The organism is uncultured Bifidobacterium sp. (assembly GCF_963540075.1).
GTDB lineage: Bacteria > Actinomycetota > Actinomycetes > Actinomycetales > Bifidobacteriaceae > Bifidobacterium.
On record NZ_CAUTOG010000009.1, the window covers coordinates 1 to 20597 of the forward strand.

General features: G+C 66.6%; 19 protein-coding genes and 4 tRNA genes. 5 read left to right on the plus strand and 18 right to left on the minus strand.

Annotated elements, in window-relative coordinates; genetic code table 11:
• Nucleotide 1: 1 nt before the first annotated feature.
• Nucleotides 2-88: transfer RNA gene (locus RWX87_RS02245), tRNA-Ser, on the minus strand.
• A gap of 147 nt (nucleotides 89-235) precedes the next feature.
• On the opposite strand from RWX87_RS02245, the gene dinB reads away from it, so the two are divergent.
• Nucleotides 236-1573 (plus strand): DNA polymerase IV, encoded by a 1338-nt coding sequence (dinB, locus tag RWX87_RS02250; protein WP_314686437.1) that lies wholly within the window; start codon nucleotides 236-238, stop codon nucleotides 1571-1573.
• Here dinB and dapC read toward each other — a convergent pair.
• From dapC to RWX87_RS02290, 8 genes are all read right to left on the minus strand, one after another.
• The gene (gene dapC, locus RWX87_RS02255) at nucleotides 1557-2708 is read right to left on the minus strand and encodes a succinyldiaminopimelate transaminase (protein WP_314686440.1); all 1152 of its coding nucleotides are present in this window, start codon (nucleotides 2706-2708) and stop codon (nucleotides 1557-1559) included. The genes dinB and dapC overlap by 17 nt on opposite strands.
• Before the next feature lie 17 nt (nucleotides 2709-2725).
• On the minus strand, nucleotides 2726-3049 hold the full coding sequence (fdxA, locus tag RWX87_RS02260; protein ID WP_314686441.1) for a ferredoxin: 324 nt from the start codon (nucleotides 3047-3049) through the stop codon (nucleotides 2726-2728).
• A gap of 75 nt (nucleotides 3050-3124) precedes the next feature.
• Nucleotides 3125-4285 carry an FAD-binding protein gene (locus RWX87_RS02265; RefSeq protein ID WP_314686535.1) on the minus strand — a complete coding sequence of 387 codons (1161 nt, stop codon included), beginning with the start codon at nucleotides 4283-4285 and terminating at the stop codon, nucleotides 3125-3127.
• A gap of 172 nt (nucleotides 4286-4457) precedes the next feature.
• A complete protein-coding gene (gene rpmG / locus RWX87_RS02270; protein ID WP_022858912.1) occupies nucleotides 4458-4628 on the minus strand; it encodes a 50S ribosomal protein L33 in 171 nt (56 codons plus the stop codon).
• Nucleotides 4629-4676: 48 nt separating this feature from the next.
• Nucleotides 4677-4750 (minus strand) — tRNA-Met (locus tag RWX87_RS02275).
• Nucleotides 4751-4754: 4 nt separating this feature from the next.
• Nucleotides 4755-4826: transfer RNA gene (locus RWX87_RS02280), tRNA-Thr, on the minus strand.
• A 1-nt stretch (nucleotide 4827) separates the two neighbouring features.
• Nucleotides 4828-4909 (minus strand) — tRNA-Tyr (locus RWX87_RS02285).
• A 102-nt stretch (nucleotides 4910-5011) separates the two neighbouring features.
• Nucleotides 5012-6097 (minus strand): histidinol-phosphate transaminase, encoded by a 1086-nt coding sequence (locus RWX87_RS02290; RefSeq protein WP_314686465.1) that lies wholly within the window; start codon nucleotides 6095-6097, stop codon nucleotides 5012-5014.
• Nucleotides 6098-6359: 262 nt separating this feature from the next.
• Between RWX87_RS02290 and RWX87_RS02295 the strand changes: the two genes are divergently transcribed.
• Nucleotides 6360-7598, plus strand: coding sequence for an aminotransferase class I/II-fold pyridoxal phosphate-dependent enzyme (locus tag RWX87_RS02295; protein ID WP_314686467.1), 1239 nt, complete (start codon nucleotides 6360-6362; stop codon nucleotides 7596-7598).
• Between the two features lie 212 nt (nucleotides 7599-7810).
• Here the strand turns inward: RWX87_RS02295 and groES are convergent, their stop codons facing one another.
• From groES to RWX87_RS02310, 3 genes are all read right to left on the minus strand, one after another.
• Nucleotides 7811-8104: a co-chaperone GroES gene (gene groES, locus RWX87_RS02300; protein ID WP_314686468.1), complete on the minus strand. Its 294-nt coding sequence runs from the start codon at nucleotides 8102-8104 to the stop codon at nucleotides 7811-7813.
• Nucleotides 8105-8322: 218 nt separating this feature from the next.
• A complete protein-coding gene (locus tag RWX87_RS02305) occupies nucleotides 8323-9603 on the minus strand; it encodes a hypothetical protein (RefSeq protein WP_314686471.1) in 1281 nt (426 codons plus the stop codon).
• A gap of 59 nt (nucleotides 9604-9662) precedes the next feature.
• Complete coding sequence (locus RWX87_RS02310) at nucleotides 9663-10406, minus strand: GNAT family protein (RefSeq protein WP_314686472.1); 744 nt, start codon at nucleotides 10404-10406, stop codon at nucleotides 9663-9665.
• Nucleotides 10407-10514: 108 nt separating this feature from the next.
• On the opposite strand from RWX87_RS02310, the gene RWX87_RS02315 reads away from it, so the two are divergent.
• From RWX87_RS02315 to RWX87_RS02325, 3 genes are all read left to right on the plus strand, one after another.
• A complete protein-coding gene (locus RWX87_RS02315) occupies nucleotides 10515-11153 on the plus strand; it encodes a 5-formyltetrahydrofolate cyclo-ligase (protein WP_314686475.1) in 639 nt (212 codons plus the stop codon).
• Between the two features lie 165 nt (nucleotides 11154-11318).
• On the plus strand, nucleotides 11319-11516 hold the full coding sequence (locus RWX87_RS02320) for an FmdB family zinc ribbon protein (RefSeq protein WP_314686477.1): 198 nt from the start codon (nucleotides 11319-11321) through the stop codon (nucleotides 11514-11516).
• 171 nt (nucleotides 11517-11687) lie between these two features.
• Nucleotides 11688-12338: an SAF domain-containing protein gene (locus tag RWX87_RS02325; protein ID WP_314686479.1), complete on the plus strand. Its 651-nt coding sequence runs from the start codon at nucleotides 11688-11690 to the stop codon at nucleotides 12336-12338.
• On the opposite strand, the gene RWX87_RS02330 is transcribed toward RWX87_RS02325, so the two are convergent.
• The 6 genes from RWX87_RS02330 to RWX87_RS02355 form a co-directional block, all read right to left on the minus strand.
• Nucleotides 12319-12543 (minus strand): hypothetical protein, encoded by a 225-nt coding sequence (locus tag RWX87_RS02330; protein ID WP_314686482.1) that lies wholly within the window; start codon nucleotides 12541-12543, stop codon nucleotides 12319-12321. The two genes, RWX87_RS02325 and RWX87_RS02330, sit on opposite strands and share 20 nt — an antisense overlap.
• A gap of 15 nt (nucleotides 12544-12558) precedes the next feature.
• Nucleotides 12559-16179, minus strand: coding sequence for a helicase (locus tag RWX87_RS02335; protein WP_314686484.1), 3621 nt, complete (start codon nucleotides 16177-16179; stop codon nucleotides 12559-12561).
• A 16-nt stretch (nucleotides 16180-16195) separates the two neighbouring features.
• Entirely contained in the window at nucleotides 16196-17620 is a 1425-nt protein-coding gene (locus RWX87_RS02340) for an FHA domain-containing protein (protein WP_314686487.1), read from the minus strand.
• Nucleotides 17621-17820: 200 nt separating this feature from the next.
• The gene (rplL, locus tag RWX87_RS02345; protein ID WP_314686490.1) at nucleotides 17821-18201 is read right to left on the minus strand and encodes a 50S ribosomal protein L7/L12; all 381 of its coding nucleotides are present in this window, start codon (nucleotides 18199-18201) and stop codon (nucleotides 17821-17823) included.
• A gap of 99 nt (nucleotides 18202-18300) precedes the next feature.
• Nucleotides 18301-18822 carry a 50S ribosomal protein L10 gene (rplJ, locus tag RWX87_RS02350; RefSeq protein ID WP_314686493.1) on the minus strand — a complete coding sequence of 174 codons (522 nt, stop codon included), beginning with the start codon at nucleotides 18820-18822 and terminating at the stop codon, nucleotides 18301-18303.
• 317 nt (nucleotides 18823-19139) lie between these two features.
• Nucleotides 19140-20495: an NCS2 family permease gene (locus RWX87_RS02355; RefSeq protein ID WP_314686495.1), complete on the minus strand. Its 1356-nt coding sequence runs from the start codon at nucleotides 20493-20495 to the stop codon at nucleotides 19140-19142.
• Between the last annotated feature and the right edge of the window lie 102 nt (nucleotides 20496-20597).

The window sequence follows — 20597 nt, forward strand, 5'->3', positions numbered from 1 at the left end:
GCGGAGTCAGAGGGATTCGAACCCTCGAGCCGCTAACGCGACTAACACCTTAGCAGGGTGCCCCTATCGGCCACTCAGGCATGACTCCTCGCTGCGCCACGGACGCAACATCAAGACACTGTACCATCGTCCGCCGACCCGCCCCGCCGCGGGACGACGCCGCCACAGAAGGAGCCGTCCCCATGTCATCCGCGAACACGGCTCCATCTGCGGGGCTACGTCCTAGGATGGCCCCATGAGCAGCTCTCCGCGGGTGAAGGCCGCCGACCGGGACTGGGGGCATGACGAATCAGGCTGCACCGTTCTGCATGTCGACATGGACGCCTTCTATGCCTCGTTGGAGGTCGCCCGGCATCCCGAGCTTCGCGGTCGACCGGTGATCGTGGGGACGGGTCCCCGTTCCGTGGTGTCGGCGGCGAGCTATGAGGCCCGCCGCTTCGGGGTAAATTCCGCCATGCCCACATCCCGCGCCCGCCGTCTGTGCCCGGAAGGCGTGTTTCTTCCGGTAGACATGACCTACTACCGTTCGATGTCACGCATCGCGATGGAGGAGATCCTGGGAACGGTGACGGACGCGGTCGAGCAGGTCTCCGTCGACGAGGCCTATATCGACGCGTCGGGGGCGCTGCTGCGATGGGGCCGCCCGACGGCCATCGGGGCATGGATCCGCCGCACCGTCGCGGAACGACTGTCCGTCACCTGCTCGGTGGGCGTGGCGTCCAACAAGCTCATCGCCAAACTGGCCTCGACGATGGCCAAGCCCGACGGCATGCTGCTCGTCCCCCGCGACCGCCGGGCCGAGTTCATCGGGATGATGCCCCTGCGCTCCGTGCCAGGCATCGGCCCGGCCTTGGAACGACGGCTGAACGTCTGGGGGGTCCATCAGGTGTCCGACCTGGCGGCCATGGACGGGGATGGTCTGCTGCGCGCCACCGGATCGCAAGCCGCTGCCCGGACGCTGGCCCTGATGGCCGCGGGCGATGACGACAGACCCGTCGTCGCCCACAGACTCGCCAAATCCATCGGCGCGGAAAGAACCTTCGTCAGGGACACCAGGGACGCGGATGCGGTCCTCGGTCTCCTGCGCCGCTGCTGCGACGAGGTCGCTTCCACCCTGCGTCACCGCGGGCTGGCTGCACGGACGATCAGCGTCAAGCTGAGACTCCCCGACCTGCACTACTCAACGCGTTCCCTGACCCTAGATTCTCCCACGGACATGGCGACGACTCTCTACCGCCATGCCACGGCTCTTCTCCGCGCGATGCTGAACGCGGGGACCGGTCCGACGCTGCCGACCGCGCTCAGGCTCGCGGGAATAAGCGTGAGCGGGCTTTCCGCGGCGGCTTCCACGGCGATTCAGCCCTCCCTTGACGACCTTGACAATCCCGGGGAAGCCGGCCATGATTCCGGAGGAGCCGCGTCGAGGAGGGGCGGCACCATACGCGGCAATGGTCCGGCGAACATCGGCTACGGGGATGGCACCGACAGGGACATGAGAATGCGTGACGCGGAGAAGGCCCTGGATCAGGTCCGGAACCGCTACGGAGGAGACTCAGTCAGGCTTGGTCTATGACCTCTGCGGCCCCCGGGAACTCCCCTGCGAACGATGACAGACGAGCACAGGCCAGATCCACCGATTCATCGGATGCCGTGGCCGTGAAGCGCAGACTCTTGCGATCGCCATAGAACTCCCCCGGGCTGGCGACGACCCCTCTCGCGGCCAGCGTCTCCATATCCCGCCAGCAGTCCCCGGTGACCGCCCTCACCCAGACGTACAGACCCCCCTGGGGCATCCCGGCCGCATATCCGGCCTCGCGCAACGCCTCCACCAGCCTCGCCAGGCGCCCGCGGTAGCGCGCGCGCTGCACATCCACGTCATCGACGTCTCGCAACGCCTCCGTCATGGCGCCCTGCACCGGAGCGGGAACGATCTGTCCGATCTGCCGGCGGTAGTCAGCCATTCTCTCCAGGATCTTGCGATCTCCTGCCATGAAGGCGGCGCGATACCCGGCGAGATTCGACTGCTTGCTCAGCGAGTAGAGCATGATAACGCCCTTGGCGTCGGACGCGCAGACGGCAGGGTCGAGAACGCAGGGGGCGGCGCCGTCCCAGGCGAGGAGCGCGTAGCATTCGTCGGACAGGACCACGGCCCCAAGACGCCTGGCCTCGGCGACGAGCGAAGCCAGACGGGCTGCGGAGACCACCTCGCCCGTCGGGTTGCAGGGCGAATTGACCCATATGGCCCGCACGCCGGGGACGTCGCGCCACGACGAGACGTCGCACACGTCGTCCACCTTGAGGACGTGCGCGCCGGCGAGCTGGGTGCCGATCTCGTAGGTCGGATAGGAGACACGGGGCTGCACCACCACGTCGCCGGGGCCCAGACGCAGAAGGCTGGCCATGAGGGCCACGGCCTCCTTGGATCCGACGGTGGGAAGAAGGTCGGCATCGACTTCGCGCACGTCGACGCCACGACAGTTGAGCAGCCAGTCGGCGATCGCCGTACGCAGACGAGGGGACCCCAGGGTCCGCGGGTATCCATGAGCGTCCGAGGCCTCCGCCAGGGCATGGCGAATCCGGTCGGGCACCGAATCGACCGGGGATCCGACGGACAGGTCGGCCATGCCGCCGGGATATGCCGCCGCCATGGCCTTCAGCGGCGCCAGGCGCGACCAGTCATAGGGGGTGTCATAGGAGGAGAAGCCCATGCGTGCCTTGCGTGCGATCAGCTCTGGCTCTGAGGTGGCAGAGCCGCCACCTGGGCGGGGTCATGGCCGATGGGGCCGGCGGCCGAGGCGCCGCCCAGGTCGCCGATCTCGGAGAAGAAATCCGCCGCGGCATCCTTGTACCATGCCCACTCCTCCGGCAGGTCGTCCTCATAGAAGATCGCCTCGGTCGGGCAGACCGGCTCGCAGGCACCGCAGTCGACGCATTCGTTGGGATTGATGTACAGGGACCGGCCACCCTCGTAGATGCAGTCGACGGGGCATTCGTCGACGCAGGCCTTGTCCTTCACATCCACGCAGGGCTGGGCGATGACGTACGGCATGACGACCTCCTTGCAAACTCGGAACGTCTCCACGCTACCCACGCCGCAGGACGCCGGATGGGAAAGCCCTCTCCGCTAGTCCAGTCCCACTCCGACGAGCACGGGCTCGGGGTCCAGAGTCACTCCGAAAACCGACCGCACGCCGTCACGGACGGCCGAGGCGAGCGCGACCACGTCCGCGGCCCGGGCCGCTCCCCTGTTGGTCAGCGCCAGGGTATGCCGGGAGGACAGCGCCGCCGGGGCATCCGGGGACAGCCGGAATCCACGATGGAAGCCGGCATGGTCAATCAGCCACGCCGCCGAGGTCTTGACGCCCGGGCGGGCGTCCACGTCCGCCGCTCCCTGCGGGGCCACCGGGAATCGTGGAGCGTCGTCGGGCAGTTGCGCAGCCTGTCCGACGGACAGCACCGGGTTCATGAAGAAGCTTCCGCAGCTGTGCCGGTCGGCGTCCTGGACGTCGGAGTCCCGACGCATCGACTCCAGGGCGGCCTCCACCGCGATGGGGTCGCGCATGCCGGCCATCACCGGCGTGGCATAGCGGTGCGGATCCTCAAGCATCCCCTTGGCGGCCCGCACCCGCAGCACCGCGGCACGGATCTCCTCGACGGGCAGCCTGTCCCCCACCACCGCCCCCAGGGCATGGGCCAGCTGCCCGTAGGCGACGGTCCCCATGCCGTCGGGCCTCAGAGCCAGATCCACCGTCAGCACGACGTAACGGGGGGTGGGGAAGAAGCGCACGGCGGGGACGGCCGGCGAGACGTACATGCTCTCCTTGAGGGCCGAGGTCCGGTAGCCGAAGCGCAGGTCGCCCGGCCCGAGGACGACGAGACGACCGGACAGCCTGTCCCACGCCTCGACTCGGCGCACCGAGGAGGCGACGGACTGGCCGTAGGCGCCGATGTTCTGGACGACCGAGGCACCGACCGTCCCCGGCACCCCCGACAGTCCCTCGACGCCTGACAGACCGGAGCCGACGGACATGGCGACATAGTCATCCCACATCATCCCGGCATCCACCCGCTGGACCACGACGTCGTCGGTCCGGAGCACGTCGTGCAGGCCACGACTCCTGTCACGCACGACGACGCCATCGAAGGGTCCGTCCCGGACCAGCAGGTTCGACCCTCCTCCGATGACGCAGAGCGGCAGACCCTGCACATCAGCGTCCCTTACCGCCTCGATGACCTCATCGCGATATCCGAGGACAAAGCTCCGGATGGACCCGCCGACGCCCATCGTCGTCAGGTCCGCGAAACGGATGCGCCCGACGGAAGCACGGACGTCGTCGGAACGACCGTGTCGGATGGAGAGGGGGTCTGCCGAATTGCCGGATGCCATAGGGGCCATGGTACGGAAAAAGCCCGACCACACGGGTCGGGCCTTCACGGTCGCGGGATGACAGGCGCGCTCAGCGGGTCTCGCGATGCAGGGTCTGCTTGCCGCAGCGGGGGCAGAACTTCTTGAGCTCGAGACGATCCGGCGTGTTGCGGCGGTTCTTCGTCGTGATGTAGTTGCGTTCCTTGCACTCGGTGCATGCCAGCGTGATGCCCGGACGGATATCGGCGCTCTTGCTTGCCATATGCCTCACCTCTGTGTTCGTGTGGTCACCGACGTCGGCCGGTGTTCGTAGCGAGGAAGAGACTCGAACTCTTGACCTTACGATTATGAGTCGCACGCTCTAGCCAGCTGAGCTACCCCGCCATCGAGCCTCGAGTGAGAATCGGACTCACGACCTCTTCCTTACCAAGGAAGTGCTCTACCACTGAGCTATCGAGGCGTGGCGGATAGTGGATTCGAACCACTGAAGCACGAAGCGGCTGATTTACAGTCAGCTCCCTTTGACCGCTTGGGAAATCCGCCATGCCGCCGCGCAAGACCAAGGCCTCAAAACGGCAACTTCGCCATAGTGCCACGCGTTTCCGACTTGCGCAAGTCGGGGACACGCCGCGGAAGCCGCCGGGGTCAGGCGCGGATGCCCTCCCCGACCAGACGCAGGCAGACCTCGATGACCCTGTCGTTGGCCTCGGTCTCGCCGATCGAGATGCGGATGCCCTCCCCGGAGAAGACCCGCGTCGACAGTCCGGCGGAGGTGAATCTTTCGGCGGCCTCGTCGGTGCGGTCCCCCAGCGGCAGCCACAGGAAGTTGGCGTACGGCTCGGGGAACTCCCAGCCCTGCGAGCGCAGGGCGTCGACCACGCGGTCGCGTTCGGAGACGAGCGACTTGACCCTGATCTCCAGCTCCTCACGAGCGTCCAGTGAGGCCAGAGCGGCCTTCTGCGCCACGTCCGTGACGCCGAAGGGCAGCGACATCTTGCGCATGCCCTCGATGACCTCGGGGGTGGCCACGCCATAGCCGATCCTCAGACCCGCCAGACCGTAGGCCTTGGAGAAGGTGTGCGCGACGACGATGTTGGGATGGTCGGGGAAGAGGTCCATGGCGACGCTGGTGCCCTCGGAGGTGTTGAACTGGAAGTAGGCCTCGTCGAAGAGCACGAGGACGTCATCCGGCACGGCGTCCACGATCCGGCGTGCGTCCGCGTCCGACAGGGCCGTGGAGGTGGGGTTGTTGGGGTTGTTGACGATGACGAGCCTGGTGCGCTCGTTCACCGCCCCGATGATGCCGTCCACGTCATGCGAACCATCCGGGCGATTGGGGACCCGCACGCTGGTCGCCCCCGCCCCGGCGACGATGATGGGATAGGCCTCGAAGCTGCGCCAAGGGTAGACGACCTCGTCCCCCGGCCCGGCCACGAGATCCACGAGCTGCGTGATGACCTCGGTGGATCCGCAGCCCAGGACGACGTTCTCGGGTGCGACCCCCTCGAGCGCGGCGACCCGCTCGACGACGTCCCAGCCGCGCATGTCCGGGTAGCGGTTGACGCGGGCAAGGGACCCGGAGCTGATCGCGTCGACGACGCTGGGCAGCGGATCGAAGGGATTCTCGTTGCTGGAGATCTTGAAGGAGCGGCGACCGGGAGTGGCGGGCGCGGGACGGCCCTGCCGGTACGCGGGAATGGTGTCGACGATGGAACGATGCCGGAATGTCATAGCCTCATCGTAGACGCCCACACGCCGCGGCGCCCACGGGCAGGCGGCGCAAGCGCACGCGACATGAGCCGAAGCGGGCACGGGGGGGTGGCCGGACACGCTGCCCGTCCCCCACATCCGTACCGGGGCACGCATTCGGCCCGACGCGACCGACACGCCTATAGACGTTCCCGATAGCACGCTGCAACGCCGCAGAATTCCAGACTCCCCGGGGAGAAGCGAGGGCTTGCCCGGCCTGGAGCCGGGTGACAGGCTGGGGGGCATGACATCCTCACGCGTCCATCAGGGACTCTCCTTCGACGACAACCCCCTCGGCTTCTCCACGAGGTCGATACACCTCGGCAACGGCGTGGACGCCGAGACGGGGGCCATCCGTCGGCCCATCACCCTCGCCAACGCCTACGCCCTGCCCTACGACCCCTCGGACATCAACTGGTCGAGCTCGGACCTCAACCTCTACGCCCGCAACGGGCATCCCAACCAGCGCTATCTCGAGGCCAAGATCGCCAACCTCGAAGGCTCCGAGGACGCGGTGGCTCTGGCCTCCGGCGTCGCGGCCCTGGCGGCCACCTTCACGACCTTCCTCGGCCGGGGGGACCATGCCGTGTTCTCCGACACCACCTACATCGCCGCCTACCGGCTCCTGCACCAGATCCTGCCGGAGAAGTACGGCGTCGACACGAGCATCGTCGACACCTCGGACCCGGAGAACGTCGCCAGGGCCCTGAGGCCCACGACGCGGCTCGTCCACATCGAGACCCCCGCGAACCCCACCCTCAAGGTCACGGACATCGCCGCGGTGGCAGGGATCGTCCACGACGCCGCGAAACGCTACGGGCACGAGATCCTCCTGAGCGTGGACAACACCTTCAGCACGCCGTACAACGTGCGTCCCCTCGATCTGGGCGCCGACATCGCCATCGAAAGCCTGACGAAGTACATCAACGGGCACGGGGACGCCCTGGGAGGCGTCATCGCCACCACCAAGGAGCGCGCCGACCGAATTCGGTACACCTACCAGGTGAACTACGGCGGCGTCATCAGCCCCTTCAACGCCTGGCTCATCAACCGGGGGTCGGTGACGCTCCCCCTGCGCATGCGCCAGCACAACGCCTCGGCGCTGTCCATCGCCCGCCATCTCGAGTCGCTTCCCCAGGTGCGCTTCGTCGCCTATCCGGGACTGGAGAGCCATCCGGGACATGACGTGGCGGTCCGCCAGCTCGCCCGACCGGACGCCGGCTTCGGCGGGGTGCTAAGCTTCGGGCTCGACACCGACCATGACGGACACAACCGCTTCGTCTCGAAGCTCGAGGTCATCACCTCGGCGGTGTCCCTCGGCCATGACGAAAGCCTCATCGTCTTCCTCGGCGAGGACGACGAACGCCAGTACCTCTACCCCGAGGAGTTCCATCGGGGCTTCCTTCGCTTCGCCGTCGGGCTCGAGGACACCGAGGACCTTATCCGTGACATCGACCACGCTCTGGCCGAAGCGGGCATCTGAGTCGTCGACATCGGTCCGGGGGCGCTGAATCCGCATAAGGCAGGACGCACCTCACCGAGATGCCATTGACCTGACGCCAGGACGCCGTCACAGGACGATGGGGGATGGGACCCTCCGACCATCCGCCTCATGGAACGAGGATGCGAACAACAGACAACAGGAAGGGGCCCCGCGGAAGCTGTTCCGCGGGGCCCCTTCGCAACGAAGGAAGGTCAGTTGAGAATGGCCAGCACATCGCGGGCGGAGACGATCAGATAATCCTCGCCCTTGTAGTGCACCTCGGTGCCGCCGTACTTCGAATACAGGATACGGTCGCCGGCCTTGACGTCGACGGGGATCCTCTTGCCGTCATCGTCGCGACGCCCCGGACCCACGGCCAGGACTTCGCCCTGCTGCGGCTTCTCCTTGGCGTTGTCCGGGATGAACAGCCCGGACGCGGTCTTCGTCTCGGCCTCGGCCTGCTTGACGATGATCTTGTCTTCCAACGGTGTGAGTGAGATCGACACTGTGGACCTCCTCTTTCTGTGAGAGAAATCGATGGTTCCCGCGCCAGGACGCCACCCATCGCGGCTGACGGACACGGTCGGCGGCTTCCCTTCGCGCTGGCACTCATAGTAGCGCGATTGCTAGCACTCCGCCAACTCGAGTGCTAATGCTGTCAGAGAACAGTGCGCCGATCGAAGCGAGCGGCCTGCCTCCGTCTCCCCATGACGGCGGAAACCGGCTACGCCGAGCGGCGGGAGAGAATCGATTCGATGGCGGGACCCAGCGAATCGCCCGTCACGGGCGGGGCCTCGACGGGGGCCTCCATCTCCGTCCTGTGAAAATCCTCGCCGCTTTCATACCCGGACTCGGGTTCCTCGACGGCAGCGGTCGCGGGGACGGTGGTCGTGGACTCGTCGGATTCCGGATCCGGTGAGGACACGGGCCGCCCGCCCGGAACCGCGCGTGAGACCTGACGGGTGGACCTGATCTCCAGGCTCTGGGGACCCTGATCCGAGGCGAATGACCCGCTGCGCGCATCGCCAGGCGCCTCACCCAGCGAGAAGGAGATGAGGTCCTGGCCCGACACGGCCATGTCGAAGGCGTCCAGAGGCGCCGCGGGATGGATGGTGACGAGCTCGTTCGTCTCGTCGGAGGCCGGTCCCCCGGACGTCGCGGCGCTGACGTCAGGAACCCTGGGCCGAGCCGAAGACCGATCCGGGGTCTGAGATCGGTTCGGAGGCATCGCAGGGGAATCCGCGCCGGCAGCAGAAGCATGATCCGACGCCGAGGCATAACCGATAACCGACTCCTCCGACTTCGTCGCGGCCAAGGATGCCGGAATCCCCGAGTCGACGCGGCGGTCCTTCGTCCTCCGGTCGCGCTCCTCGGCACTTCTGCGCAGGGCCTGCCGGATCTGGCGAGCGGCCAGGGTCGCGGTCGGAGAATCATCCCCCGTCGGATGCGCGCCGGATCCGACGTCCGTCTTCCCGACCTCTCCCGAATCACGCGAACCGGGACCAGCGGATCCCGGGGTCATGGCTGATGTCCTCCCGACGTCGCGAAGCGTCCTGACGCGGTCCTCCCAGCGCCGGGCATGCGCGGAGGCTCGCGCCCCCAGGGCGACGACCGCAAGAAGAGGCAGGAAGAACACCAGGGACCACCACGGGGCGAACGCCCAGATGCGCGCCGACACAAGAACCGCGACGCCCAGGCCGAGCAATGCGGACGTCAGAACCCGGCGACGCCTGATTGCCTCCCGTCTGCGACGCCGGACCTCGGCGATGCGTTTCCTCGTCGGTCCCGGCGAGACAGTACGGGTCGGCTGCATCAGTACCCCCTTCACCGTCGGCGTCCTCTCATCGGAGAACCGTGTCCCGCTGCGTTCGTCGATAAGATGGAGCGACGGCGAATACCGGTCCTGTCGATGCTCGACCACCCTCCTCATGCTGTCCCGGGTGCGTCCGGGAAGCCATACGACCATGACGATGGCGATGACGGCGAGCACAATGGCCGTGCTCACCCACCCATCATCCATAACTCCCAGAATAGAAGAACACCGGACCTTCCGCGACGAACGGCCTAGGCGTGTCGGGAGACCAGCGACGCCGCTGAACCTCCGACCCAGTCCTCGGCGAGGAGGGCGTAGCAGTCGTGGTCCCTCCAGCGCCCATCGACGAACATATACCGGCTTCGCCGACCCTCATAGCGCGCGTGGAGCTTCTCGGCTACGCGACGCGAACGATCGTTCCCAGGCAGCATGGCGATCTCCAGACGATGCAGCCGGGGCCCCGGATCGCCGTGGAAGGCCCAGTCCGCGAGGAGGGCGACGGCCATCGGAGCGATTCCCCGTCCGGCATGGACGCGGTCCACCCAGTACCCCACGGTCCCCGACCTCAGCGCACCGGCGGAGACGGCTCCGAGAGACACCTGACCGACGATGCGTCCCTCCAGATCGACCAGCATCGAGGTCCCCGTTCCCTGCCGTTCGGAGCGACGGATCAGACCCACCCACCGGCGGAAGCCGGGGGGCTCCGCGCCAAGGGGATCCCCCGACTCCCAGGGATCGAGCCAGTCGCGGTTCCTCCAGCGCACGTCCTCCCATTCCCGTTCGTCGGAGAGACGCACGGGACGCAGGGTGATGGGAACCGCTCCTGTCGGGGCCACCAGGCGTCGTGGCGGCTTCAGGGAGGGTTCGGCCCTCCGGGGAATCGATGGACCCGTTCCGCCGAAGGGTCTGCCGATGACGCGCACGCCTCCATTGTGCACCGCGGCATCCACGACCTCCAGCCTCCGCGACACCGTCTCTGAGACCGGCGTCTCCACCCCCAGACCACGGAGGCCCTCCCGAGGGCGCCCCGGCAACCGCTCCCGCCATGAGGGCTTATGGCGAGGACCGCGGAACATGGGGATGCGCACTGCTAGAACGGTGGGATGACGATCGATGTACGGACGGCCAAGGACGAACTGCGACGGGCGGCGCTGATAAGACGGGCCCGAATCAGCGCCGGCGAACGTGCGGCGGCCGGGCGTTCGCTGGCGCAGGCCGCCCGCCCACTGCTTCCCGCGGTGGTCCCCGCGAAGAACGGTGACACCGCGACGATCGCCGCCTACGTCTCCATGGGATCTGAGATCGATCTCGACCCGCTGCTCGGACTCGCCCTCGAACGCGGTCTGAAGGTGATCGTTCCACGACTCGGGTCAGGAAGGGAGCTTGGCTGGGGGATTCTGACGTCGCTGGACGAATTGCGGACGGCAGGCCGCTTCGGGTCCGGGAGGGAACGGCCCCGTGAGCCCTTCGGCCCCGTGCTCGACGCCGACGCCGTCGACGATGCGGGGACGATTCTCGTCCCCGCACTCGCGGTCGACGGGCACGGAACGCGCGTGGGACGAGGAGGCGGGTGGTACGACCGCGTCCTGACATCCATCCCCGCGACCTCCACCGTCATCGCCGTGTGCTGGCCATGGGAGGTCGTCGACGGACCCCTTCCCCGTGAGACCCACGACGTGCCCGTGGATGCGGTGCTCACGCCCGAGGGTGCCTCGCCCATCCGTCGCGGCGTGCCCGCCTGACGCTTCGCTGGCCGCGACCTTTCCTTCTCGGGCATTCGGTCGACGGGATCTCACGGGCGGTCGCGGAAGTTCTCAGGGCGTGAAATCGGATGTTCAGCGCCCTCCCGGCGAAGCCCGGTATTAGGATGGCCGTAGCGTAACCGAAAGCCGTCTGGAGGAGAACCGTTGCCGACGTATCACTATCGTTGCAGGAACTGCGGATACGACTTCACCAGGTACCAGTCGTTCGACGACTCCCCCATCGTCGAATGCCCGCAGTGCCACGAGCCCAGGGTGAGGAAGGTGTATTCCGCGGTGCCCATCGAATTCAAAGGGCACGGGTTCTATCACACGGACAACGCGGGATCCTCGCACACCAAGTAGAAGGCCCGGCACGGGGTCACCGAGAGGTCCCTGTGGCTCGTATGACGTGACCCGCCGTTCCCGTCGCGCGAAGCCCGGTCCAGACCCGCAGGAACGTCCGCCTCCGCTCCGCCGCGACCACAGTCCTTCCTCAAGCCCATCGAAGGCGACGGGACGCGCCACGCTTGCCCCATGGATCCCTTCCTTCGCACCGAGCGCCCTTCGTATCGCTCGGCCATCACCCATCCGACACTCGCCATGCGCAGAAGACTCGCACGGCTTCGTCGCATCGTGACCGCCATGGCCTTCGTCGCCGCACTGCTGCTGCCCGCCCGTCTTGCGATCACCGTGATTCCTTCGTCATCCGTCGTGGTCGCCGGGGCGGCCCTGCGCGCCGGACGCATCCTGACGTCGAAGGACGTCGCCATCAGGGACGTTCCGCGCTCCGGAGTGCTCCCGGGCATGTCATCGGAGAGGAACGAGGTCGTGGGGCGGACCCTGCTCGCGGACGTCCTGGAGGGGGAGCCGCTCTCGCATGCGGTTCTCACGGAATCGCCCTCGGTTCCGCAGGGATATGCGGCCCTCGAGGTGCCGGTTATCGGCACGGGACGGGGAATCACCCCCGGCGACCGCCTCGTGCTGCTCTCCGACGGAGAATGCCGGGAGACGGACCGTCAGGAGGGGCTGTGCCCGGTCAGCGACAAGGCGATCGTCCTCGACCTGTCAGCGAAGCAGCAGGACACGACCTTTCTGTCCCTCGCTCTTCCCGCCGCCGAAGCTCTACGGGTGACACGGATGTCAGGCGTGGCGCCGATGGTGGCCATCAGCCCTCCCTCTCGGTGAAAACCGCCCAGTGCGGCGGCAGTTCCGAAAGAATCCGTGCATCGTCGCTCTCGTCGTCGATGGATCGGTCATCACGTCGGGAATGAGGCTCCTCGTCATCGAACTCGTGGGCCGATGCGGAATCCTCCTCGAAGAACTCGCTCCCCCGGCGCGCCGAGCGCCGATGGCCACGGGGAACCCTCCGCGTGGAATCGTAGCGCTGCATGCCCATCCTCCCCCGTCAGCCCGCATCCGGTGAGGCGGTCTGTCCGATGCGTGCGACGATGCGATCGACCTCCCGATCGGGATTCACGAAGGCCGACACGCTCCATATGCTCATCACGGACCATCCCAGGGAACGCAGGCCATCTCCCATAAGACGATGCCGCTCCCGGGTCGACTGAATCCCCATGAAATCGGCGTCATCGGTGAGCACCGCGAGTATATGGGGATTCTGCGGAGTGCCGACGACCAGTGGTATGGACGTCCCGCGCGCGACCCCATAGCCGACGACGGCTTCGAGTCCACGGGCGCGAAGCCTCTGCGCCAGGTCGGCGACGAGAACGTCGGACTTCTCGTCGGAGGGAAGCGGGTCCGGCTCGACGTAGTCGCCGGCCTTGCCTCCCCATTCCAGAAGCTCGCGAAGCAGCCTGGGACCCGGCTGATGAAGCCTGTCCTCATCCAGGTCCTCCAGACCGAATGCGACCGTGATATCGAGCCGACGCCGCGCCAGGGCGCAGGCATCGAGAAGGAGACGATCGCCGCCATCATCCTCCAGCCTGCCGAACTGCTGAATCAGACGCCCATGGGTGGTCTTCGCATAGCACAGGCTCAGCACCACATCCGTGGCTCTGACGCCGGCCACATCCCCGATGTCCACCACACGGACATGCCGCAGGAAGGGCTCCACGGCAGGACTGCGGGAGGCCAGAGACCGCAGTCTGGCGCGAAGGCCCGCACGGAAGGCCCCGGTGAGGACGACGACCGCGAGAGCGTAGTCGTGAGGAAGTGCCGCGGACTGCGACGCCCGGTCCACGATGATGCGGACCACCTCGTCGATCTCCGCCTGGCTGCTCTCCACCAGGCCCGTGCCTGTGGACGCCGTCCCGGTGGCCTCGACCTGATGCAGACGGACGGTCCCCTGCGCGGCCGGCGCGACGGGGTCGTGTCGCACGTCGCCGTACCCATGCTCCTCCAGGAACGCCGACAGCGTCGAGGACCTACGGGTCGGTCTCGACGCCACATGGATTCTGGGCATCATGGACGTCAGCGACAGCAGGGCGGGAGAGGACATCGTCTCCGCATGCGCCAGCACCACGATCTGATTCGCACGCGCCAGCACCGAAAGCAGCTCGGCCGACGGAGCGTGGGAGGCCGCATCCAGGATGACGAGGTCAGCGACCGGCTCGGGCGACGTCGTCGCCACCAGCGTCGCCGGCGTCGCCACGAGAAGAGGCTTCGCCGAGCCCACAAGCAAAGGATGGTCATGCCGGAAACGGGAGAAGGGCACATGGGATCCCCCGGCGAGGACCGTATGGAGCTGGTTGGCCTCCTGGGCATGCGAGAAGAGAAGGTCGCAGGACCGGCGCAGCGCCCCATCCCGAAGCATCGGACCGACGGAGCGGATGTGCTCGGCGTCGACCTGACGGAAACGCTCGGAGGCCGACTGGAGCGCCGAACCGTCCTGATTCGAGATCATGGCGGAGGACTGCACGATGTCCTCGAAGACTGTCATCCACCAGGACAGACGGAGCTCTCCGTCGACCTGGTCGTCGCCCACGCGTCTCGATCTGAGGTCGGCGACGAGTTCGCTCAGCCCCGCGGCCTTGAACTCCGCTTCCAACCCGCACCTTCCCGGAAGGGTGTCCAAGGCATGACGGTCGTCATGAAGGGCCTTGAGCCGGGCCTCGAGACCGGTGAAGTCCGCGGATTCGAGATCCCCTCCCGCCGGCGTCGTCGACAGCACCGCGTCCAGGGCCGTGAGGTTCGCGGCAAGGGCGTCGGAGCAGGATATGATCTCGTCGAGTTTGGGGGGCAGGACGGGCCAGCCTCCGTGCGGTACAAGCTCCCTCCACTGCCGTGCCTGGCGGGAGACGACGACAAGAGCCTTGTTGAGGTCCTCGATCTGCGCGCCCGCACGCAGCAGGGAACGCGCCTCCTTGGTCCGCCGGCGTCGCTCCCAGAACCCCATGGAGGTACCCTCGACGCGACGGACCTGCTTGGGCTTGGTGGCTTCGATCATCGCCTCCACGTCGCGCTCGAACACCTGCGGCTGGAAGACGTTGAGCACGAGCCTGAGGTTCTTGATCACCCTGATCTGGCGCCCCCAGTCGGCGGCGGTGGAGGGGATGGGGAAACCGCAGGACTGCACCACCGAGGCGATCTGCTCCCGGGCCTGCGGCAGTATGCCGCGCAGGAGGTCGTCCACGCGGCGGTAGGCGGTCACCGCCTCGGACTCGCTGACCAGAGTGGCTCCGAACCACGGGGTGTCATCCGGACCGGTCACGTACTCGCCGAGCTCCCCCGCACGGCGCAGCTTGCCCGACCATTCATCAAGATGACCCGCAAGCGTCTCGGCGGATGCCCGGGACAGTCTCACATGCGTGCTCGGATGGCCGGGAAGCGCGGCGATGCCGGCCAGATGCTGGATGGTCGCATAGGCGGAGACCCCCCACCGGTTCTCCGTGCCATGGAGGTCGCCAAGGTATCTGGTCAGTCTCGACCGGATCCCGACGAGCTCGTCCGCCAGCCGGTCGAAGCGTGCGGCCGCATCCCCGTCGCGAAAGCTCACCGCGGCGATGAGCTGACGGTCGACGGGGCCCGCGGCGTCCTCACCGGCCAGATCCAGAACCATCTGGCCCAGGCCAGCGGAGTCCATGATGTGGAGGAACGAGCGCCGCCGCTCGGATACGCAGGGGACATACAGAACCGTCCTGCCCTTTGCCATGCAGCGGGTGGCAACCGCCGCCGCGGACGCCGTCGCATCCGCGCCATCCCCGACATCGAGAAAAAGCGAACGACCGCTCGAGGCCAGCCCGGCGGCGTAGCGGACGGCATTGTCGACGTCGCCGATCTCGGATTCGCCGTGCGGATCGACGTCGAAGGGGCTGTACTGAGGCAGAGAATCTCCGAGCAGGGCCTTCGTCGCCTGGGGAACTCCCGCCATCGCATCAAGTGGCACTCCCCCCCGATGCCCCCCCGCCAAGGAGGCGATGATCCGGTCGGTATCCTGAAGGAACAACGAACCCGGATCCATGAAGCATCCCAGGGTTATCGAACGCTCGATACGAAGATCGGGAAGGGCCTGCGCGGTCTCCTGGCAGATCGCCTCGAAGACCGATGACGTACCGGGGCCCTTCTCGCCATAGGCGGACGCGTCCAGCAGCTCGTCCTGATCAAGCTCGACACGATGTCCGCGCATGGAGGATACGAAGGACTGGTTGAACCTCGCCGGACCCACCACCGCGATAGTGGCGTCGGTGCCGTCACCGCCCGGATGGCGCTTCACCATTGCCGGATACAGAAGGACGGGGGCCCTGTGGACGGCCTCGCCGTCCTTCCATGCGGCGACTCCCACCGCCAGCGACAGACCCGAGACCTGCCCCGCTCTCTGCCTGGCCGCATGGTCGTTCAGCACGTGGCCGAGCCGATATCCGGCGGCACGCAGTCCCGCCGAATCACGGAACAGGGACGACAAGGGGGCATGACCGGAGGCGAAAAGCTGCGCAAGGCCGGCGGGGTGGGCATGAGTGGCATCGAGACGTGACTGGAGCCGGTTGACGTCATCAAGTGGCGAAGGTCCGAGGTCCGTGCGATAGGCATCCCTCCAACGGCGGAGATCCTCCAGCGAGGTTCGTGGCATGTCGTTCATCGGTGTCTCACTTCTTTCCGGACAGACGGTGTTCACGGTACCCCGGATTACCCTCGAGAGCGGCATCGATGTCCGCGTCCCGGTGACGTGCCAGCCAGTCGTAGAGGGCATCGTACAGGGAAGGGTTCATCGCCAGGAACGGCAGAAGCTCGACATGCCGCGCCATACCGCACTGCTCGTCGTAGTCCGTGGTGACCATGGCCCGATCGGAGGTGAATCCACCGACGCTGATCGATGGACGTCCCGCATCGAATTCGCCTTTCTGGACCCGGGCGAAAATCGATCCGGGCTCGAAGACCGGAGACGTCCCTGACGGCCCCTCGGAGGGGAGTCCGACGCTGGACGCGGCGGACGGGCGGACGACCGGCGACGACGACCGCGACGAAGCCTCGGGACGCGCGATGGAGCCCGTGGTCCCTTCGGACGTCGCCCCCGCAGAAGACGCGTGCGTCGACCCGCCAGCCGCGACGACGGAAGATCCGCGAGGAGAACGGGTCGCACCGGTCCCTGCGGATGCGACGCCATCAGCTGGCTTCACGGCCTTGGCGTCGGCGAAAAGGTCGCGCGGCTCGGCCTTCACGCCGATCGAACGCGAAATCAGGGGAACCGAGGATGCGGAGGACTGGTGGGCATCCGGGGCTGACGCGTCGTCAATTGGCGCCAAAACGGAATCGACGGCGGGACCGGAACCGGCCTGAGACCCATCAGCCGACTCCGAATCGGCAGGGGCGTCTTCGGAGAGTGAGACCGCGTCCTCCGGCACAGCCTCCTCGACGGCATCGTCGACGGCCTTGCCGACGCCGTCATGGGCGGGAGCATCGGCGGCGGGCGACGACCTGCCCGGAGGTGTCGTCCCCTGCGCGGTCTCAGGCGCATCCGAACGCCGCTCCTCCGGAGATCGGCGAGCGTCCGCCGTTCGAAAGACCACGGTGGGCTCCCCGACCCGAACATTGAGAATGTCATCAACCGGAAGCGAAGCCAGATCGGGTCCCGCCGAGGATTGCACCGGAGAGGCGGATCCGAACAGATTCCTGACCGGCGCGGCATCCTCGCCGTCGTTCCGCTCCTCGACGCGGATGAAGTCCATGAACACGTCGCCGAACTGCAGCCGCATCGGAGAGGTGGAAAGCAGGAAGTCAACGTCGGGCTGAAGCCTCGTCAGACCGCCCTCCGATCCGACCACGAACGTCCCGTTGGTGGAATGCAGATCGCGGACGACCGCCGAACCGGTCGGGCCGACGGTGACCAGTGCGTGCCGCTTCGACATCGACCGATCCGCATCATCGATCTCGACCCGTTCATGACCGTCGTCGGCGATCGGGCGGATGGGACGCCGACCGATCTCGACGCTTCTCCCCTGCCGGACACGAGCGCATTCGACTCCGTTGGCTCTGACGATCCACTGCTGTGCGACCCGTTGTCTGCTGACCACCGCACGGCCTCCCTTCGTCGTGGCAGAATGCGATCCTGCGACACCATTATCCAGTATGCCGCCTCGCCGTCACGATGACGACGATAGCAATCCATCCGCGCAGATTCGGCACGCGAGGCTGTGCCGAAAGCCTGAAACGCGCGTTCCCCCACCCGGAGAAACCGGATGGGGGAACGCGGAAGACGGCTATGCCGCGAGGCTCACTTGAGCTCGACGGTGGCTCCGGCCTCCTCGAGCTGAGCCTTCGCCTTGTCGGCGTCCTCCTTCTTGGCCTTCTCCAGAACGGCCTTCGGCGCGCCATCGACGAGCTTCTTGGCATCGGCGAGCCCCAGGGAGGTGATGGCCTTGACCGCCTTGATGACCTGGATCTTGTTGGCGCCGGCGGCGGTGAGAACGACGTCGAACTCCGTCTTCTCCTCCTCCTCCGGGGCGGCGGCGGCGGGAGCGGCGGCCGCGGCCGCGACGGGGGCGGCGGCCTCGACGTCGAACTCCGTCTCGAACGCCTTGACGAAGTCGGAGAGTTCGACGAGGGTCATGTCCTTGAACGCGTCGAGCAGCTCATCGGTAGAGAGCTTGGCCATGATGGCTTCCTTTCGATTGCGGCCGTCGGGTACTTCCCGGCTGCCTGATGTGATGGTGCGGTGTGATGAACGGTTTTCGCGCGGGCTGTCCCGAGCGGGTCAGGCGGCCTTTTCCTGCTTCTCGCGCAGGGCGTCGATCGTGCGCACCGCCTTGGTGGGCAGAGCGACGAAGAGGAACGCGGCCTTGGCCATCGTGCCCTTGAGCGCTCCGGCCATTCTGGAGAGAAGAACCTCGCGGGATTCGAGATCCGCAAGCTTCGTGAAGCCTTCGGCGTCATAGACGGTTCCATCAGCGAAACCGCCCTTGGTGACGAGGGCCTTGTTGGTCTTGGCGAAGTCGCGCAGAACCTTGGCGGCCTGCACGAAGTCACCCTTGACGAACGTAATCGCGACGGGGCCCTTGAGAAGCTCGTCGAGCCCCTCGATTCCGGCCTCCTTGGCCGCGATGCGGGCCAGGGTGTTCTTCGCCACTGAATAGAAGGTATCGCGGCCTAGCTTGTCCCGCAGGTCGGAGACCTGCGGTACGGTAAGCCCGCGGTACTCGGTGAGGTAGATCGCATCGGAGTCGCGGAATCTGTCCGTGAGCTCGGCGATCACCGCTGCCTTGTCGGGCCTTTTCATGGCGTTCCTTCCTCATACGACCGAGGCGGAATCGGATTCGGAGCCCGAGAACTGACGAGAACTGAAAAAGCCCTCGCCTGCAGGCGAAGGCACGCGACGTCGCCGGATGCGACGCGTCTGACTCAACCTGCGGTGGCCCGGAACCCGGCTTCGGGGATTCGTGGAGACGAACCCCAACCAACGGTCTTTGGTGACAACGGCTTCATTTTACACGCCATCCGGCCGATCCTCCACGGCGTGTTGGCGGATGCCGTCCTCAAGGACGGCATGGGGGCCGCCGAGGCGGCCCCCATGCGCAACGACCGACGCGAATGATCCTAGAGAAGCGCCTGCACCACGAAATCGATGATGAACAGCGCGGAGACCACCCAGATGACGGGATGGACCTGCTTCGCCTTGCCCTTGCAGCTCATCACCAGGCAGTACATGATGAAGCCGCCGGCGATGCCGTAGGAGATGGAGTAGGTCAGGGCCATGAACACGGCGGCGAAGAACGCCGGGATGGCTTCGGAGATGTCGTTCCAGGCGATCTCCCGCAGGCTGGCGACCATCATGCAGCCGACGAGGACGAGCACGCCGGCGGTCGCGGCGGAGGGAACCGCCGAGATGACCGGGGCAAGGAACGCCGACAGCGCGAAGCAGATGGCGACGACCACGGAGGTTAGACCGGTGCGCCCGCCAGCGCCGATGCCGGCCGCGGACTCGACATAGGTGGTGGTGTTGGAGGTGCCGAAGATGGCGCCGATGGAGGTGGCGATCGAATCCGAGAACAGGGCCTTGTCCATCTTCGAGCTGAAGCCGTTGCCGTTCTCCAGGTCCTTCATGTCCTTGTCCGAGAAGATGCCTGTGCGACGGCCGGTGCCGATGAAGGTGCCGATGGTGTCGAAGGTGTCGGACATGGAGAAGGCGAAGATGGTGACGATGACCAGCGGCAGCTTCGCGGGGTCGGAGAACAGGGCCGGGAATCCTGCGGAGGTGAAGATGGCGCCGAAGGTCTGCGGCAGCTGGGAGAACGCGCCGCTGATGGAGACCGAGCTGGACATCGTGGTGACGCCGAAGGGGATGCCGACGAGGGCCGTCACGATGATGGCGATGAGCAGACCGCCACGGACGTTGAGCACCGTGAGGACGATGGCGAGAAGCAGACCGATGAGGAAGACCCACAGCGTGGGGGTGTTGAAGTTCGACAGGGCCGGGACGCCGGACTTGAAGTTGATGAGGCCGACGTTGAGCATGCCCACGTAGGCGACGAAGATGCCGATGCCTCCACCGATCGCGTGCTGGAGCGACTCCGGAATGGCTTCGATGATCATCTTCCGGATCTTGGTCACGGTGATGATGATGTTGATGAGGCCGCAGATGAACACCATCGTCAGAGCCTCCTGCCAGGTGAACTTGAGACCCAGGCAGACGGTGTAGGTGAAGAAGGCGTTCAGGCCCATGCCGGCGGCCTGCGCGTAGGGGACGTTGGCGAACAGGCCCATGACCAGGGTGCCCGCCATGGCCGCGATGATCGTCGCGAGGAACACGCCGCCCCAGGGCATTCCGGTCTTCTCGAGGATCTGCGGATTGACGATGATGATGTAGGACATCGCGAAGAACGTGGTCAGACCGGCGGTGATCTCTGTGGATACCGTGGTCCCGTTCTCCTTGAGATGGAAGAACTTCTCCATGGACTCTTTCTCCCTTTCCCTTCGTCGCGCGGCAGGGCCGCGCATTCTCTTCGGTGCGTCGGGTCGGACCGACAGGGCTGAGGGTAGCACCGGGCGATGTCC